The sequence below is a fragment of the Ochrobactrum sp. CGA5 genome, from assembly GCF_006345815.1.
GTDB lineage: Bacteria > Pseudomonadota > Alphaproteobacteria > Rhizobiales > Rhizobiaceae > Brucella.
Genome location: NZ_VCIG01000001.1, coordinates 192,345 through 210,061, shown reverse-complemented (window position 1 = coordinate 210,061; position 17,717 = coordinate 192,345). Strand labels below are relative to the sequence as shown.

Below are 17,717 nucleotides of genomic sequence, written 5' to 3'. Positions count from 1 at the left end.
TCAATAATCAAATTGAGGGAGAAGGAGGATTTATACAATGTTCGACGGCGTACCTGCTCAATGGCACAAGACTCCAGAACAAACAAAGCGCTCGCCTAATGAGGCTGCCTATGTGTTTCTTGGCATCATGCTCGCGGCACTCAGCGTACCGGCAATTTTTTTGGGCTGGGCAATAATTCAGAGTATCACATCACTGTTCTAGAGCCATAGCGGTTAACACGAAAGCGGAGAACCGCTCTATTTTATGCGTACACGCATAGTCTGACGCAAAAGCCCCGCCAAAAAGGCGGGGCTTTTGTTTAGAGTTCGATGCCGACTAGATTCCTTTTTCCGCCCGTTCGGCCGGACCGGTGGCTTCATTCAAGTCTTCGTCCTCCGGTTTCTTCGGAGGCTTGCGCGCTATAAGGCTATAGAACATCGGAATGAAGAACGTGGCGATGAACGTTGCCGCCAACATGCCGCCGATAACGCCTGTACCGATCGAGTGACGGCTTGCCGAACCTGCACCCGTGCTGATCGCGAGCGGAACCACGCCGAGAATGAAGGCCAGCGAGGTCATCACAATCGGACGGAAACGCAGACGAGCCGCCGATGCCGCCGCCTCGATGGCAGACTTACCCGTCTCTCGTTCAAGCACTGCGAATTCCACGATCAGAATCGCGTTCTTCGCGGCCAGACCTATGAGCGTCACCAGACCAATCTGAAAATACACGTCGTTGGTCAGCCCGCGCAGATCAGTTGCCAGCAATGCACCAAAGATTGCAAACGGCACTGCGGTTATGACGGCGAGCGGCAGGCTCCAGCGTTCATACTGTGCAGCAAGGATCAGGAACACCATGACAAGACCAAAGATCATGGCCTGTGTGCCTGTGCCGCTCGTCGTTACTTCCTGATAGGCAGAGCCAGTCCATGCAATCTGATAGCCTTGCGGAAGAACTTCCGCAGCGACTTCTTGCATTGCCTTGATCGCATCACCAGAGGTGAAGCCCGGTGCAGGATTACCGGTAATCTTCGCAGCGTTGAAAGCATTGAAGCGTTCAAGCTGATCGGGGCCGACAATACGCTTGACAGTCACAAGGGCATCGAGCGGGATCATACTGCCGGAATTGGCACGCACGAAGACGTGCTTGAGATCGCTTGGATCGCGACGGAACTCAGCTTCCGACTGCAGGTTGACCTGATAGTTGCGTCCAAACAGCGTAAAGTCGTTGACGTAGAGGCTGCCGAACGTCGCCTGCATTGCTGTGAAAACGGAGTTGATCGGCACACCCATAGCCTTCGCCTTTTCGCGATCAAGCTGGATGTCATACTGCGGGACGTTCGGATCGAACGTTGTGCGGACGCCCTGCAATTCCGGCCGCTTGGCCGCAGCTTCGGTAATGAGCTTGGTCGCACGCGTCAGCGAATCCACACCACCGCCTGTACGGTCCTGAACATAAAGTTCAAAGCCGCCAGTCGTGCTGAGACCCATGATCGGGGGTGGATTGAACGCAAGAACAAGCCCGTCCTTGATGCCCGCATTCATTCCCATGATGGCACCGGGAAGATTACGCGCATCGGTCTCGGGCGTCGTACGTTCCTTCCAGTCCTTAAGCATGATGAACATCGTGCCCGCGCTGGTTTTCAGGCCACCGGACAGAAGGTCGAAGCCGGATACCGCGAAAACGCTTTCCACAGCCGGATTTTTCCGAATGTTTGCGCTCGCCTGATCAAGAACAGCCGTTGTACGCTCCAAAGAGGCAGCAGGGGGAAGTACCGCAACGCTGAACAGGAAGCCCTGGTCCTCATCAGGCAGCAGCGATCCCGGAACCCTTTCAAAGAGATAATAGGTAGCGCCAAGAAGACCCGCAAAAATGACCAGACCGATTGCGGCACGCTTCAAAAAGAAACGAACGCCGCGAGAGTAGCCGTCTGTCACCCGCTCAAAGAAGCGGTTGAAGATGCGGAACGGCAGCATTGGCTCATGATGGCCGGGCTTCAAAATCAGCGCACACAGCGCCGGTGTCAATGTCAGAGCCACAAGACCTGACAACGTCACCGAAATCGCAATTGTAACGGCGAACTGCTTGTACATTTCGCCGACAAGACCGCCCATGAACGCCACCGGAATGAACACGGCGCAAAGCACGAGAACAATCGCAATCACCGGTCCCGTCACTTCGCCCATAGCCTTGATGGCGGCTTTGCGCGGCGACAGTTTTTCGGTTGTCATGATACGTTCGACGTTTTCCAGAACCACGATGGCGTCATCGACCACGATGCCGATTGCCAGCACCAGCCCGAAAAGCGTCAGGAGATTGATGGAGAAGCCAAGCACATACATGCCCGCGAATGTGCCAATGATCGAGATCGGCACTGCGATGATCGGAATGAGCGTCGCGCGCCAGTTCTGCAGGAAGATGAAAACCACCAGCACGACGAGAATGATCGCTTCGATGAAGGTGTGAATCACTTCCTCGATAGAGACCTTGATGAACTTCGTCGTATCGAACGGGATCGAGTAATCGATACCGGCCGGGAAGCTCGCCTTCAGCTCATTCATACGGTTCTGAATGAGTTCCATCGTATTGAGTGCATTTGCTCCCGGCTGCAGATAGATTGCAATCGGAACAGCAGACGTACCGTTGAGATTACTGTCGACGAGATAGCTTTCCGTACCAAGCTCGACGCGGGCAACATCCTTAAGACGGAGCGTTGCTGCATTGGAACTTGAGCGCAGTATGATGTTCTCGAATGCCGCAGCATCCGGCAATCGTCCCTGCGTGGTCGCCGTATAGGTGAACGGTCCGGCTTGCGGGTCAGGCTGGTCGCCGAAGCGGCCCGCCGCAAACTGCGCATTCTGTTCCTGAATAGCCGCAGATACATCGCTTGGCGTCAGATTATACTGCGCCAGCTTGTCTGGACGCAGCCAGATACGCATCGAATAATCGATGTTGCCAAGCAACTGCACATCGCCAACGCCCTGCAATCGCTTGAGGTCGTCGACCACGTTTAGAAGCGCGTAGTTACCGACATAGGTGCGGTCATAACGATCGCTGTCGGAGAACATGGCGACCATGCCGAGAATCGTGGTGGAACGCTTGTCCACCGTGACACCGAGACGCTGCACTTCCTGCGGAAGCGACGAGGTCGCACGCTGTACGCGGTTATTGACGTTGATGGTGGCCTGATCCGGGTCGGTGCCCAGAGCGAACGTCACGGTCAACTGCATCGTACCGCTACCAAGGCTCGAGGACTGCATATAAAGCATGTTCTCGACGCCGTTGATCTGCTGTTCCAATGGCGCTGCAACAGTCTGCGCTACCGTTTCCGCGCTTGCGCCAGGATAGGTCGCACTGACGACGACCTGTGGCGGTGTCAGTTCAGGGTACTGAGCAATCGGAAGAATCCGGATACAGATCAGGCCAGCCAGCACGAGCACAATCGAGATGACCGCCGCGAAAACGGGGCGATCGACGAAGAATCTATTCATTGCTTGCCCGCCGCCTGTTCTTTGCCAGCATCAGCGCCCGCCTTGTCGGGCGATGTTTGCTTGCTTGCTTCGGTCGCTGCATCGACCGGGTTTACGGGCTTACCCGGAGCTGCCTTGATAAGGCCCTCCGTGATGACCCGATCACCGGGGTTGAGACCTTCAGAGACCAGCCATGCGTCGCTCAGCTCACGAGCAACCGTGATCGGCCGCACCTCGACAACATTGTCCTTGTTGACGACGTATACAAACTGCGTTTGCGGCCCCTGCAGCAACGCAGCCTTCGGAATCGTGATCGCGTTCTTGACCTGAATGCCAAGGATCACAGCACGGACGAACTGGCCGGGGATAAGGCGACGGTTCGGGTTATCTACGACCGCACGCGCACCGAGTGTGCCTGTTTCCGTATCAAGCGACGACGAAGTAAAGTCGATAGTACCTTCATGATCATAAGCCTGTCCGTCACCGAAAAGAACCTTGATCTTGAGGCGATCGGCATCTTCGCCTGTTGCGCCGCGCTCAGCGCGCAAACGGTCGATTTCTGCTGCTTCGGTGTCTGTGAAAGAGAAATTCACATAGACCGGATCGAGTTGCGTGATCGAGGTCAGAAGGCTGGAAGATGCGTCTGTGCCGATAAGGCTACCTTCGTTCACCTGCTCAAGACTAGTGATTCCGCTGATGGGCGCGGTGACCTTGGTATAGCCCAGATTGAGTTCCGCAGTGCGAAGTTGCGCCTTGGCCGCAGCAACCGACGCCTTGTTCAGGTCGCGCGTGGCAAAAGCGGAATCACGCACGGCCGTACTCTGCACCTTCTGCAGGACGAGTTGTTCAGCGCGTTCAGCATCGCGGATGGATTGCTGATACTGCGCTTCGGCCTGCGCCACCTGCGCCTGAGCCTTTTCGAGCTCGGCCTGATAGGGTGCCGGGTCTATTTCGAACAAAACATCGCCGGCCTTGACTTCTGTTCCTTCAATGAAGTTGCGGTGAAGCAAAATCCCACCCACACGCGCTCGAACCTGAACATCACGATAGGCACTGATGCGCGCCGCATATTCATAGGTAACAGGCACATCATGCGGTTTAACCACCGTCACGGATACCTGTGGCGGAGGCGGTGTTGCACCCCCCGGTGCCTGCGCCAGAACGGGTTGCCCCGCAAAGACGAGAAATGCGGCGCCTGCCGCAAAAAGCCGAATAGAACGGTTTATAGTCATGATGGGAGTGCCCTTGCTGTCGCGCGGTGCTGCCAATTTAACATACACAAGTGTTTGTAAACACGAACTACCGTGCTATAGTCAATCACCTAATATTACAGATCACGAATGAGTTATCCAGTTTCAGTGGCAAACCGGGCCATTAGCCCGCATCCACCCGAGAGAAATCATGCGAAGAACGAAAGCCGAGGCAGCCGAAACCCGGGAAGCCATTCTGGTGGCTGCCGAGCAGGTTTTCCTCGAGCGCGGTGTCAATCAATCTACACTGATGGAAATCGCCTGTCACGCCGGAGTGACTCGGGGGGCAATTTATTTCCACTTTCACGATAAGCTTGAAATTGTCCGCACAATCATAGGCAGTGCCCGGTTTCCACAAGAAGAAATCATGTTGCGGGCAGCGGCTGTCAATCACCCCAACCCCATGCATGTTCTCGAACAATCGATTATCGAGGCGCTACAGCTTTTCTCCAGCGACGAGCGACAGCAGAACATTTTCATCATTATCAATCAGCGGTGCGAGTTCGTTGGTGAAATGGCTCCACTCGAAGACCGTCTCAGGGAAGCCCGATCCAATGTCCTGTCATTGTTCACAGGATTGCTCGACGTGGCGGCGAGACGTGGAGAGCTGTCAACAGACTGGACTGCGGATACTGCCGCATCGATCCTGCTTTCCATGCTAAGCGGTCTCCTCAATGAATGGTTGCGGGGCGATCGGAGCTACGATCTCGTAACCTATGGCGGAAAAGCTATCTCCGTACTCATTCGATCCCTGACAAATCGGGTATCAGAAGCTCATGGGTCGCAAGGCTCAGACGAAACTGCGACATAAATAGCCTTTCCGCTTTTGCTTCCCCCAGAGTTTCTTTCAACCTATTGTGATTGTTAGAATTAAAAATTGGGAAAGACGCTCGACTCTTTTTTAATTTACGCTTACGTCAATGTAACTCTTGCGAAGAGAGTAAAACTCGACCACATTTATGCATGAGGAGGCTGTCCGCTAGCGGGCGGCTTGGGAGACGGCGGGCACTTCCACGGCCCAACTTAGGACGGAGCAATCCGGGGAGAAGAAATGGCAAAGAAAACGACTGGGCAAAGTGCATCTGTAGTTGAATCCGTCGCGACAGCCGCAGCCGGTAAAGGCGCGTCTTGGCAGAAAAAAATTTGGTTGAAGTCATACCCGGCAGGCGTTCCGCATGAGATTGATCTCAGCAAGACGTCCTCCATTGGCGATATGATTCTGGCTTCCTGCCGACAGTTCCCCGGCAATCCTGCCTTCACCTGCATGGGGAAGGACCTTTCTTTCAAGGAGCTGGACGAGCATTCCCGCGCACTTGCAGCGTTTCTCCAATCACGTGGCCTCGTCAAAGGTGATCGCGTCGCAGTGATGATGCCAAACATCCTGCATTATCCAATTGCGTTTACTGCTATTCTCCGCGCCGGTTTCGTGGTTGTAAACGTCAATCCACTTTATACGCCGCGCGAACTGGAACACCAATTGAACGATTCAGGTGCCAAGGCATTGATTGTTCTGGAGAACTTCGCATCGACGGTGGAGAAAACCCTCAACGCCGTCAACCTGCCCAATATCATTGTCGCTTCAATGGGTGACATGCACGGCTTCAAGGGCGGCATTATCAATCTGGTCGTGCGCCGCGTGAAGAAAATGGTGCCGGAGTGGAACATTCCGGGATATATCCGCTTCAAAGATGCGTTGGCTCAAGGCCGCGCCCAATCCTTCAATCCTGTTCCTGTTCAAGGTTCCGATCTTGCCTTTCTGCAATATACAGGCGGCACGACGGGCATCTCAAAAGGTGCTATGCTGACCCACAGTAACATTCTTGCGAATGTGGAGCAGATGCATGCCTGGATGGAGGTTGCGTTCCGCAACAAAGGCAAACCTAAGGCGCTGAATTTCGTCTGTGCCTTGCCGCTTTACCACATTTTTGCTCTTACCGTGAACGCGATGGTTGGCATCAAGCTTGGTGCGCGAAATATACTCATTCCCAATCCGCGTGATATTTCCGGTTTTGTGAAAGAGTTGAAGAAATACCCTTTCCATATCTTCCCGGGTCTCAACACGCTGTTCAATGGCCTCATGAACAATCCCGACTTCCAGACGTTGGATTTCAAACCTCTTATCCTGACGCTCGGCGGTGGAATGGCTGTGCAACGTCCTGTTGCCGAACGCTGGCAGAAGATGACCGGCTGTCATATCACGGAAGGATACGGCCTTTCGGAGACTTCGCCTGTCGCTAGCGCCAATGCGCTTGATGCGACCGAATTCTCGGGAACCATCGGCCTGCCCATGCCATCGACCGATGTTGCAATTCGTGACGATGAGGGAAATGACCTAGCACTCGGTGAAGTCGGAGAAATCTGCGTACGCGGACCGCAGGTAATGAAGGGCTATTGGGAGCGTCCCGATGAAACCAAGCGCGCGATTATGCCCGATGGTTTCTTCCGCACGGGTGACATGGGGTTCATGGACGAACGTGGTTACACCAAAATCGTCGACCGCAAGAAGGATATGATCCTGGTTTCCGGCTTCAACGTCTATCCCAATGAAATTGAGGAAGTCGCCGCTGGCCATCCCGGCATTGTGGAATCGGCTGCTATTGGCATACCGAACGAACATTCGGGCGAGGTCGTGAAACTGTTTGTGGTCCGCAGCGACCTCAACCTGACCGAAGATGAAGTCAAAGCTTATTGCGCCGAACGTCTCACCAACTACAAGCGCCCGCGCGAAGTCGAATTTCGCGAAAGCCTGCCAAAGAGCAATGTCGGCAAGATTTTGCGGCGCGAACTGCGCGACTGAGAACGTTGCTATCTAAAAACAATTGTGGCCGGACATTGCATCCGGTCATAACTGTTTCATTCGGGATCATGCAGAAGGCGGAGCCAGAGGCTGGACGATTTCCTTGAAAGGAACCAACTCTTCGCATCGAGCCGCCAGACCAGCCAACGCCGGATATTCTTGCGCATTAAAGAGATTGGGGTGCGCCTCGCCCACAAAGCGCAGCGCGCAAGCTGCGGCAATATCGGCGTGCCCGATGTTGTCGCCAAACCAGTATGCTGATTTCCGCTCCGCAAGATCCTCTTCAAGAACAGTCAGCACCCGTGCGATCTGTGTCTCGCAGCGCTCCACCCAGATGTCGGATTTTTCGCTTCTCAGCAAACCCTCATAGAGAAGGCTGACGGCTTTATCGGCAAGACCTGTAGAAAGCGCGCATATCTTCAATGCCTGACGGCGCTCGGCACCTTTTTGCGCGATCAGTGGAGGCATATCGACTGCGATCTCATCAAGATAATCGAGTATCGCCGCGCTTTCGATCACCACGTCACGATCGTCGAGGACAAGCGTCGGCACCCGGCTCAGCGGATTGAACTCGGCAATCCTGTCACGATCACCAAACGTCGACCATGGTTTGTGTTCGAATGGCAGGCCGTAGAAGCGCATGGCAATGGCAACACGCCGCACAAAAGGAGAGTCATACTGGCCGATCAGGATCATGGATCTAACCCGGAAAGTTGAACATTCCGTCATGCTACTCCACACCAATCACACCGCAAGAGTATCGCAGATGAATTATCCTGATGCTTCCATTCAATTCGTTGAATGGAAGCCGGCGCTTACTTCTTCAGCAGTTCAGGCAATCCAGCCACGCTCGTCAACACCACATCGGCACGCGGCTCCAACGCCTCATGAGGAGAATTGCCCGATAGAACACCGACTGCAAGGCCTGCCCCAGCCGCATGTGCCGTTTCCAGGTCATGCAAATTATCGCCGACCATTGCAATTTCGTGGGGTGATAATCCCAACTTCTCTGCAAAATAGAGCAGCGGATCGGGATGGGGTTTTGGGCGCGCCGCAGTGTCATAGCCGATCACGACGTCGAAGAACCCGTGGATACCCAGAGCTTTGGCAGTGGCATGCGCACCGGCTTCGGAATCGTTGGTGGCAATACCTAGCCGGAAGCCCATTGTGCGAAGCTCTTCCAACGTTTCGCGAACAGCTTCGATTGCTACTGCCGAACGCGCTCCCTCTGTGACGCAATAAGCATCGTACTCTTCGACCAGTTTGCGCGCATGCTCAGACCCAATATCTGGATGCCAAAGCAAAACAATGTCTTCGACGGTACCAGCGGCAATGACCGAACTGGCTCGGAAACGCCCGGTCAGCCAGTCATAGCCTCCCGCGTCGAGCAGTGCACGGGCCCTTATCTCGTCACCTTTAGCTGCGCGCTGCGCAAGCTGCCACGAAATTGCAAACCAGGTGCGGTCGAAATCGATCAAAGTGCCGTCCTTGTCGAAAAGGACAGCACGGATTGACTTAATACGCTCTGCGGAAAGCCTAGCACTCATGCTTCGAGCGCACCGGCACGCTTCTTCACAGCAGAAGGCTTCGCCCCCAACAACTTGAGAAGATCATCTCCACGGCGCACATAACGCAGCGTGCGACGCGTAAGGATGCGGCCTGCCTGCGGCGCGGTCAGAGTGACATCACCTTCCGGTTCCCCCGGACGCGTTACAACTGTGACAAGCTTAGCGCCTGCTTCAACCACATCACCGGGAGCAACATGGTAAAGCACCATGCCGCCCTCGGGCGCACGCAGCATTTCCACGTTTTCCAGCGGCGTAATCAATCCCTTGTAATCAAGGTCAAGCTTCACGCTTTCATCTCGGATCACTCCACGATGAACAAGGAACTTATAAAGCCCTTCCGCGTCACCCTTGCCCATATCGGCATAGACATCGCCTAAGCCACGGAATTCAACGGTGGTAACCGCGCGGCGCTTCATGTTGCGCTTGTCCGCTGGTAATTGCAGAACCGGATGTGCACAAGCTTCCTCGAAAGCCGCATCTGCCGTCGTGTCCCATGCGAGGATCGCGGTCGAACCAAGCGCAACGGCCAGATCCTTCATGTCCTCAACGAATTCCTTGGCGATATAGACGTAGTTTTCGCTTTCATCATCACAATGGAGATCAAGCACGATATCGTTGGCAAGAGCGAGCTTCAAAAGCGTTGCCTTGAGGCGCTGTGCAAGGGCAATCGGTGCGTCAGGACCAGGCAATTCACTCGTGTCGAAATCTGGCAGAAGCGGAAAAGCGCGGTTGAAATTGACGGCCGAGAAGAACTCGAAGCGGCCCAGATGCTGATGCGCCTGCCACTGGTTCGAGCCAATCGGATTGGCCTGTGGGATGAGCGTGATATTACCGAGAACACGGCCTTCATCGGCGGCCTTTTTCAGCATCGGAACGAGAAAATGCAAAGCTGCCTGCCCCGGCAATTCACCACCATGCAGTGAAGATTGCAGATAGGCGGTCGGCGCATCGCTGTTGCTGCCTGTAAAACGTAGCACGCGCAGTTCAATGGCGTTACCCGGAACATCGCCGGCGAACTCAATAATCTCGGTCTTCATTTCAGTTCCCACTTGCCACAAAAAAAGCCGGGCAGAGCGCCCGGCTTGCCTTATTGATTTGCCTTAATATCAGGCTTTGCGGCGCGCATGCAAATGGGCAACAAGGCCAGCGGTGGAAGCGTCTTTGCCTGCGGCAGATTCCGCACCGGAAACAACCGGCAGAAGTTCGGTGGCCAGCTCCTTGCCGAGTTCCACGCCCCATTGATCAAAAGCATTGATGCCAAAAATCTGCGCTTCAACGAACACGCGATGTTCATAAAGGGCGATCAGGCGACCAAATGCAAAGGGGTCAAGCTTGTCGTGAATAAGCGTCAGCGACGGACGGTTGCCGGAAAAAACGCGGTGCGGCGCGATCCGTTCGACTTCGCTTTCCGGCAGATTCTTAGACTTGAGCTGCGCGCGAGCTTCATCGAGCGTGCGCCCCTTCATCAGCGCTTCCGACTGCGCAAGGCAATTGGCAAGCAACATTTCATGCTGATGATCAAGGTGCTTTTCATGGCCCTTTGCCGCAACGATGAATTCGAGCGGAATGGTATCGGTGCCCTGATGCAGAAGCTGGAAGAAGGCGTGCTGGCCGTTCGTGCCTGGCTCACCCCAAACAACCGGGCCGGTTGGACCGGAAACCGGCTTGCCATCAACCGTGACACTCTTGCCGTTCGATTCCATGTCCAGCTGCTGCAGATACGCTGGCAGTCGAGAAAGACGTTGGTCGTAAGGAATGATTGCACGACTGCCATAACCACAGATCGCGCGGTGCCAGTACCCGATGAGGCCCAACCAGACGGGTAAATTCTTTTCCAAGGGCGCATCGCGGAAATGCACATCCATAGAATGCGCACCTGCAAGGAACTTGCGGAAATTATCTGCACCAATCGCGATCATCACCGGCAGGCCGATAGCCGACCAGACCGAATAGCGACCACCGACCCAGTCCCAGAAACCAAAGACGCGCTCTTCGCCAATGCCGAATGCCGCAACCTTGTCGAGAGCTGTGGAAACAGCGGCAAAATGTGCGCCAACGGCGTCTTCACCCAGTGCATCGGCAATCCATTTGCGGGCTGTCTGCGCATTGGTCATGGTTTCGATGGTGGTAAAGGTCTTGGAGGCCACAATGATAAGCGTTGTTGCCGGATCAAGCACATTGAGCGTATCGGCGATATGTGCGCCATCAATGTTGGAGACATAATGTGCGCGTGGACCGTCATGGTAAGGCGAAAGCGCAATCGTCGCCATAACCGGGCCAAGATCGGAGCCGCCAATGCCGATATTGACAATATCAGTGATTTTCTTGCCGGTCGCTCCTTTGATTGAGCCTGAGCGGATGCCATCAGAAAAGGCGGCCATACGGTCAAGCACTTCCTTCACGTCCGGCAGGACGTTATGGCCATCAACCAGCACTTCACTGGACGTGGTGTCACGGAGTGCCACATGAAGAACCGCGCGGTCTTCCGTATTGTTGATGTGTTCGCCTGCAAACATTGCATTGCGGCGACCTTCGACGTCAGCGGCCTTGGCCACTTCGCTTAGAAGCGTCATCGTCTCTTCATTGATGCGGGCTTTCGACCAGTCAAACAAAAGATCGTCAAGCGACAGCGAATAGCGCTCAAAACGACCCGGATCAGCCTTAAATGCTGCACGCATATCTTTTGGTGCGGCTTCTGCCCAGTGCTTTTTCAGCTTTGCGACCGTTGCTTCAAGCTTCACCGCGTCTCTAGCCATGATCATACTCCAGTAAATCAAATCGATTTAATTGCGGACAATTAAGCAGTTTATTAGAGAATTGCATCCGTTAAATTGCAAAAATTTTCCATTTTCTGCGGTTCCATATCGGGATATGCATCAATTTAGATTGATTGGGAGAAGAGTAAAGCATGGACCTCGTCGGAGAAGAGAGAATCGCAGCACCCCGGCAGGCCGTTTGGGATGCACTTAATGATATTGAAACGCTGAAGAACTGCATTCCTGGATGCGAGGATTTGGAGCGCCTCTCAGAAAAGGAAATACGCGCAGCGCTCAAAGTCAGCCTTGGTGTGATCAATGTTCGCTTCCACGGTATGCTGGAGCTCTCCAACATGAACCCGCCCGCCTCCTATACGATTTCAGGACGTGGTGAAGGCTCGATTGCAGGCTTTGCCCATGGCGATACGGATGTCACCCTGACCACGGACGGTGATGATACGATTCTTTCTTACGTGATCCGGGGCGATGCGGGCGGCAAGATCGCCCAGCTCGGCTCGAAACTGCTTGGCTCGGTGGCGCGCAAGATTGCGGATCGGTTCTTTGCCAATATCGGCGCTGCTGCGGCGCAAAAAGCGCTCGATAATGCCGCTGCAAAAACGGCATAATTTCATTCCAAGATGGTATCGGCCAAAATGGTATCGGATAAAATGTGAAAGCGTATTCTCTTTTCATCCTTATGAGATAGTCGATATCGCGTAACCTGCAACAAGGCCTATCGGCATGAAACCCAGAGATATCGCGACGTATATTTTCCTTGCCATAGCATGGGGGCTATCGTTCCTCGTAGTCCTGCGCGTGGTCGAAGCCTTTGGCTGGGCGGGTGCGGTGGCATTTCGATCTTTCATTGCAGCCGGAACGCTTTTCGCAATTGCAAAACTCTCTGGACGCCAGCTCGATTTTCATGCGGGCTGGAAGCCTTTCGCCGTGGTTGGTGCAACCACGGTTGCAGGTCAGCTTATTGGCCTTTCTTACGGAACGCCGCTGATCGGAACAGCAATGGCTGCGATCTGCGTTGCGTCGATTCCGCTTTTCTCGATGGTCATCAGCCAGCTCTGGGGCCTTGAACGCATCACGTCACGCGGCCTCGTTGGCCTGTTGCTCGGTGTGACCGGCATCGTACTGCTGGTTGGTTTTCCCGCAGTCGCAGTCACGCCTGCCTTCATCATGGGCTGCGTAGCCGTGCTTTTCTCCTGCTTTTCAGCTGCGTTCGGCAGCAATTACGCCAGTCGCAGGCTTTCCGGCACAGGTTCCTGGGAGACGACGATCGGTGCTTTCGTCTTTGGTGGCGTCCTCAGCTTGCCGCTGATCTTCGCCGTCCCCGTGCCAGCCATGCCGGGGCTGATTGATTTTGTTTATCTACTTATCTCTGCCTGCGTGATGAGCGCGCTTACCTATGTTCTTTATTTCCGGCTGGTCGGAAATGTGGGACCGACAAAAGCCATCAGCGTTGAATTCGTCGTGACAGTCATCGCAGTTCTGGTCGGTGCGGTGTTTCTCAAAGAACAGCTTTCCATGATCCAGTTTGTGGGTGCTGCGGTGATTATCACAGGCTGCGCATTGGTGCTGAGTTCGCGCCCCACATTGCCGCTTGAAACCGAGACCTTCACGGATTTGCTAACAGACGAAGCCTCTGAGAACGACCTTCTCAAGTCAGAGACACTCTGATTTCACATCACATCTAGCGCTCATAAATTGACCAGATGATAAAAAATTTGACCTTCTGTAAAAATCTGTCATCCTGTCAGTAACGGGCGCCACGCGACGGCAAAGATCGCAGCCCGGAACACAGAGTTAAGGTGCGCAAAGGGAACCCGCGCCGTAACGCAAGCAAAAATGGGAGATGCGATCCATGCGATCAGCAGATAATTCGCCTATTGATGCAATTGAACATGCGAACGCGCCTGATATTCATGGCTCGCGGCTTGAAAAGGCTGACTATGTGCATGTTTTCGATGATTTGCATCCGCCACTAAGCAAGCATGAAGCCATCGTTGAATCTGACCGCTGCTATTTTTGCTATGACGCGCCCTGCATGAATGCTTGTCCCACAAGCATCGACATTCCGCTGTTCATTCGCCAGATCAATGCAGGCAATCCGCTGGGTGCGGCGAAAACAATTCTCTCGGAAAATATCCTCGGCGGCATGTGCGCCCGCGTTTGCCCGACAGAAACGCTTTGCGAGGAAGTCTGCGTTCGCGAGACGTCGGAAGGTAAGCCGGTCAAGATCGGCGAATTGCAGCGCTATGCAACCGATGTTTTGATGGAAACCGGCAATCACCCATTCAAGCGCGCGCCTGAAACCGGTAAACATATTGCTGTTGTTGGCGCAGGGCCGGCGGGTATTTCGGCCGCGCATCGTCTGGCCATGCATGGCCACAGGGTGACAATTTTCGAAGCCCGCGCCAAAGGCGGCGGTCTCAATGAATATGGTATCGCCGCCTATAAGACGGTCAATAATTTCGCACAGCGCGAACTCGAATTCGTGCTGAAGATTGGCGCGATCAATATCGAATATAACCAGACACTCGGTCAGGACATTACCATTGAAGCCCTGAAAGCTGGCTATGATGCAGTATTCCTCGGCATGGGCATGCCGGGCGTCAATGATCTGGGACTTGCCGGCGAAGACGCGCCAAATGTGATCGACGCCGTGGACTACATTGCCAATCTACGACAGGCAAAAGACCTCTCGTCTCTGCCTGTTGGCCGCAATATCGTGGTTATCGGTGGTGGCATGACCGCAGTCGATGTCGCCATCCAGACCAAGAAACTCGGCGCTGAAAACGTGACTATTGTCTATCGCCGCGGTCAGGAAAGCATGAATGCCAGTGCCTATGAACAAGAACTGGCGCAAATTCATGGCGTAGTGATCCGTCACTGGTTGCAGCCGCATGCACTGGAACGGAATGAAGATGGCACGGTCAATGCCGTGGTCTTTGAATATACTACCACCGAGAACGGCAAGCTTTCCGGCACCGGTGAATATCACATTCTTGAAGCTGATCAGGTTTTCAAGGCTATTGGCCAGAAATTTGAACCGGAGCCAATTGCAGGTTCAGGCATCGGACTTTCCAAAGGACGCATCAGCGTCGATCACGAGCGTCGCACATCCGTTGAGGGCATATGGGCGGGGGGCGACTGTGTTGCAGGTGGTCAGGACCTAACCGTTGCATCGGTGGAAGACGGCAAGGTTGCCGCAGAATCCATCCATGCAGCTTTAAGCAAACGTCCCGAAGCAATTGACGGCTTTGCCGATGCGGTGTTGTCGGGCGGTGCGCTTCATGCGCCCACCCCATATGCTCACCGTGACCGCAGTGTGCCTTTGGGCCAGGAACAGGGCTGAGGAGAGTAAACATGGCTGATCTTTCAACGAACTTCCTCGGCATCAAGTCTCCAAACCCGTTCTGGCTGGCTTCGGCACCACCGACCGACAAAGCTTACAATGTCGAGCGCGCTTTCAAGGCTGGCTGGGGTGGCGTGGTCTGGAAAACACTCGGCGCTGAAGGGCCGCCGGTCGTCAACGTCAATGGTCCGCGCTATGGCGCGATCCATGGTGCTGACCGACGCTTGCTCGGTCTCAACAATATTGAGCTGATCACCGACCGACCGCTCGAGGTGAACCTGCGCGAAATGAAAGAAGTGAAGATGCGCTGGCCCGACCGCGCATTGATCGCTTCGATCATGGTGCCGTGCGAAGAAGAAGCATGGAAAGCCATCCTGCCTCTGGTCGAAGAAACGGGTGCAGACGGTATTGAGCTCAACTTCGGCTGTCCGCATGGCATGAGCGAACGCGGCATGGGTGCTGCTGTTGGTCAGGTGCCTGAATATGTCGGCATGGTCGTCAAATGGTGCAAGCAATATAGCCGGATGCCGGTGATTACCAAGCTGACGCCCAACATCACCGATATTCGCAAGCCTGCACGGGGCGCAAAAGCCAATGGCACCGATGCCGTATCGCTGATTAACACAATCAATTCGATTGTGTCGGTTGATCTGGACAGCATGTCACCGGTTCCGTCGATTGATGGTCGCGGCAGTCATGGCGGCTACTGCGGACCAGCGGTCAAGCCGATTGCACTCAACATGGTGGCAGAGATTGCGCGTGATCCAGAAACACACGGCCTGCCGATTTCAGGCATTGGTGGCATTACCACTTGGCGCGATGCGGCGGAGTTTATTGCGCTTGGCTGTGGCACGGTTCAGGTCTGTACGGCGGCCATGACCTATGGCTTCAAGGTCGTTGAGGAAATGATCGACGGTCTTTCCGACTGGATGGACTCCAAGGGCTATCAGACACTGGATGATTTCCGCGGCATGGCCGTGGGACATGTCAGCGACTGGCAATATCTCAACCTCAATTATGTCACCAAGGCTCGCATTGATCAGGATCTGTGCATAAAATGCGGTCGCTGCCATATTGCCTGCGAGGACACCTCGCATCAGGCAATCACAGCGATGGTTGATGGTGCGCGCCATTTTGAGGTAATCGATGAGGAATGCGTTGGCTGCAATCTTTGCGTCAATGTCTGCCCGGTCGAGGACTGCATAACCATGGAGCAGATCGAAAATTACGATCCCCGCACCAAGGCACCGATCCCGGCAGAATATGCCAACTGGACAACCCATCCGAATAATCCGATGGCTGTCAAGGAAGCCGCCGAATAAAGCGCAGCCCGAAAAGTGGGAACCGCCTACGCGGGGAAATTAGTCCACCGGACTAATTTCTGTTCCCGCTCCGATCAGATAAGATGCGCGTAAAACAAATATCAAAACGCCGGGGGAAACCCCGGCGTTTTTATGTTTAACGGCTCACGCGCTTGCCTTTTTCCGGCTCGAACACATGGCTCGTTGCCGGATCAATCGCAATGGTCAGCACATCACCCGGACGCACAGTCAGGCGTTCGCGGAACAGGCAGGTGATCGGCTGGTCCCCCAGCTTGCCCATAACCATAATTTCCGAACCGGTCGGCTCAACGATTTCGACTGTCACCGGCACGCCCTGCTCGGCAATCTTCATATGCTCAGGGCGCACACCATAAATGGCCTTGCCCGAGAGATTTGCATAATCGCCTTGAGGCAAGGGCATACGGAAGCCGCCATCAGCCACAAACGATCCTTCTTCAATCTTGCCGTTGACGAAGTTCATAGATGGCGAACCAATGAAACCAGCTACGAACATATTGGCCGGACGGTCATAAAGATCAAGCGGCGCACCGATCTGCTCCACCAGACCATCACGCATGACAACGATCTTGTCGGCCATGGTCATGGCTTCGATCTGATCGTGGGTCACATAGATCGTTGTGGTTTTCAGGCGCTGATGCAGGCCCTTGATCTCACCGCGCATCTGCACGCGCAGCTTGGCATCAAGGTTGGAGAGCGGCTCGTCGAACAGGAAGACCTGCGGATCACGGACAATGGCGCGGCCCATAGCGACACGCTGACGCTGACCACCGGAAAGCTGACGCGGGAAGCGATCTAGCAGCTTGTTGAGGCCCAGAATTTCCGCCGCCCGATTAACACGGCTGTCGCGTTCTTCCTTCGGTGCGTTTTTCAGCATGAGCGCGAAGCCCATATTGTCGGCCACTGTCATATGCGGATAGAGCGCATAATTCTGGAACACCATGGCAATATCGCGTTCCTTGGCGCGCAGGTCATTGACCACGCGCGGACCAATGGCGATTTCACCATCACTGATTTCTTCGAGCCCTGCAATCATCCGCAGAAGCGTGGACTTGCCACAGCCCGATGGACCAACCAGCACGACGAATTCTCCGTCCTGAATGTCCACTGACACGCCATGCAGAACGCCGACATTGCCGTATTTCTTGATTGCATTTCGGATGGATACAGATGCCATCTTGAACCTCAACT

General features: G+C 54.5%; 14 protein-coding genes. 7 read left to right on the top strand and 7 right to left on the bottom strand.

What is annotated here, in order from left to right; all coding sequences use genetic code 11:
* Positions 1-37 precede the first annotated feature (37 nt).
* On the top strand, positions 38-202 hold the full coding sequence (locus tag FJQ48_RS22240) for a hypothetical protein (protein ID WP_180350082.1): 165 nt from the start codon (positions 38-40) through the stop codon (positions 200-202).
* Positions 203-316: 114 nt separating this feature from the next.
* On the opposite strand, the gene bepE is transcribed toward FJQ48_RS22240, so the two are convergent.
* Positions 317-3,472, bottom strand: a complete 3,156-nt coding sequence (gene bepE / locus FJQ48_RS00960; RefSeq protein ID WP_139973348.1) for a multidrug efflux RND transporter permease subunit BepE — start codon at positions 3,470-3,472, stop codon at positions 317-319.
* A complete protein-coding gene (locus FJQ48_RS00955) occupies positions 3,469-4,683 on the bottom strand; it encodes an efflux RND transporter periplasmic adaptor subunit (RefSeq protein WP_139973347.1) in 1,215 nt (404 codons plus the stop codon). Before FJQ48_RS00955 ends, bepE begins: the two co-directional genes overlap by 4 nt.
* Before the next feature lie 169 nt (positions 4,684-4,852).
* On the opposite strand from FJQ48_RS00955, the gene FJQ48_RS00950 reads away from it, so the two are divergent.
* Positions 4,853-5,512 carry a TetR family transcriptional regulator gene (locus tag FJQ48_RS00950; protein ID WP_139973346.1) on the top strand — a complete coding sequence of 220 codons (660 nt, stop codon included), beginning with the start codon at positions 4,853-4,855 and terminating at the stop codon, positions 5,510-5,512.
* Between the two features lie 240 nt (positions 5,513-5,752).
* On the top strand, positions 5,753-7,498 hold the full coding sequence (locus FJQ48_RS00945) for a long-chain fatty acid--CoA ligase (protein ID WP_139973345.1): 1,746 nt from the start codon (positions 5,753-5,755) through the stop codon (positions 7,496-7,498).
* Between the two features lie 66 nt (positions 7,499-7,564).
* Here FJQ48_RS00945 and FJQ48_RS00940 read toward each other — a convergent pair whose 3' ends face one another.
* From FJQ48_RS00940 to pgi, 4 genes are all read right to left on the bottom strand, one after another.
* Positions 7,565-8,194 (bottom strand): glutathione S-transferase family protein, encoded by a 630-nt coding sequence (locus FJQ48_RS00940; RefSeq protein ID WP_139973344.1) that lies wholly within the window; start codon positions 8,192-8,194, stop codon positions 7,565-7,567.
* A gap of 119 nt (positions 8,195-8,313) precedes the next feature.
* Positions 8,314-9,045, bottom strand: a complete 732-nt coding sequence (locus FJQ48_RS00935; protein WP_139973343.1) for an HAD family hydrolase — start codon at positions 9,043-9,045, stop codon at positions 8,314-8,316.
* The gene (locus FJQ48_RS00930) at positions 9,042-10,103 is read right to left on the bottom strand and encodes a succinylglutamate desuccinylase/aspartoacylase family protein (RefSeq protein ID WP_139973342.1); all 1,062 of its coding nucleotides are present in this window, start codon (positions 10,101-10,103) and stop codon (positions 9,042-9,044) included. The genes FJQ48_RS00935 and FJQ48_RS00930 overlap by 4 nt, the downstream gene beginning before the upstream one ends.
* Before the next feature lie 69 nt (positions 10,104-10,172).
* Positions 10,173-11,822, bottom strand: a complete 1,650-nt coding sequence (pgi, locus tag FJQ48_RS00925; RefSeq protein WP_139973341.1) for a glucose-6-phosphate isomerase — start codon at positions 11,820-11,822, stop codon at positions 10,173-10,175.
* 152 nt (positions 11,823-11,974) lie between these two features.
* On the opposite strand from pgi, the gene FJQ48_RS00920 reads away from it, so the two are divergent.
* From FJQ48_RS00920 to preA, 4 genes are all read left to right on the top strand, one after another.
* Positions 11,975-12,448 (top strand): carbon monoxide dehydrogenase subunit G, encoded by a 474-nt coding sequence (locus FJQ48_RS00920; RefSeq protein ID WP_139973340.1) that lies wholly within the window; start codon positions 11,975-11,977, stop codon positions 12,446-12,448.
* A gap of 115 nt (positions 12,449-12,563) precedes the next feature.
* Positions 12,564-13,508: an EamA family transporter gene (locus FJQ48_RS00915; protein WP_139973339.1), complete on the top strand. Its 945-nt coding sequence runs from the start codon at positions 12,564-12,566 to the stop codon at positions 13,506-13,508.
* A 175-nt stretch (positions 13,509-13,683) separates the two neighbouring features.
* Positions 13,684-15,186, top strand: coding sequence for an NAD(P)-dependent oxidoreductase (locus tag FJQ48_RS00910; protein WP_180350081.1), 1,503 nt, complete (start codon positions 13,684-13,686; stop codon positions 15,184-15,186).
* Positions 15,187-15,197: 11 nt separating this feature from the next.
* On the top strand, positions 15,198-16,508 hold the full coding sequence (preA, locus tag FJQ48_RS00905; protein ID WP_139973337.1) for an NAD-dependent dihydropyrimidine dehydrogenase subunit PreA: 1,311 nt from the start codon (positions 15,198-15,200) through the stop codon (positions 16,506-16,508).
* A gap of 136 nt (positions 16,509-16,644) precedes the next feature.
* Here the strand turns inward: preA and ugpC are convergent, their stop codons facing one another.
* Positions 16,645-17,703 carry a sn-glycerol-3-phosphate ABC transporter ATP-binding protein UgpC gene (ugpC, locus tag FJQ48_RS00900; RefSeq protein WP_139973336.1) on the bottom strand — a complete coding sequence of 353 codons (1,059 nt, stop codon included), beginning with the start codon at positions 17,701-17,703 and terminating at the stop codon, positions 16,645-16,647.
* Positions 17,704-17,717 lie beyond the last annotated feature (14 nt).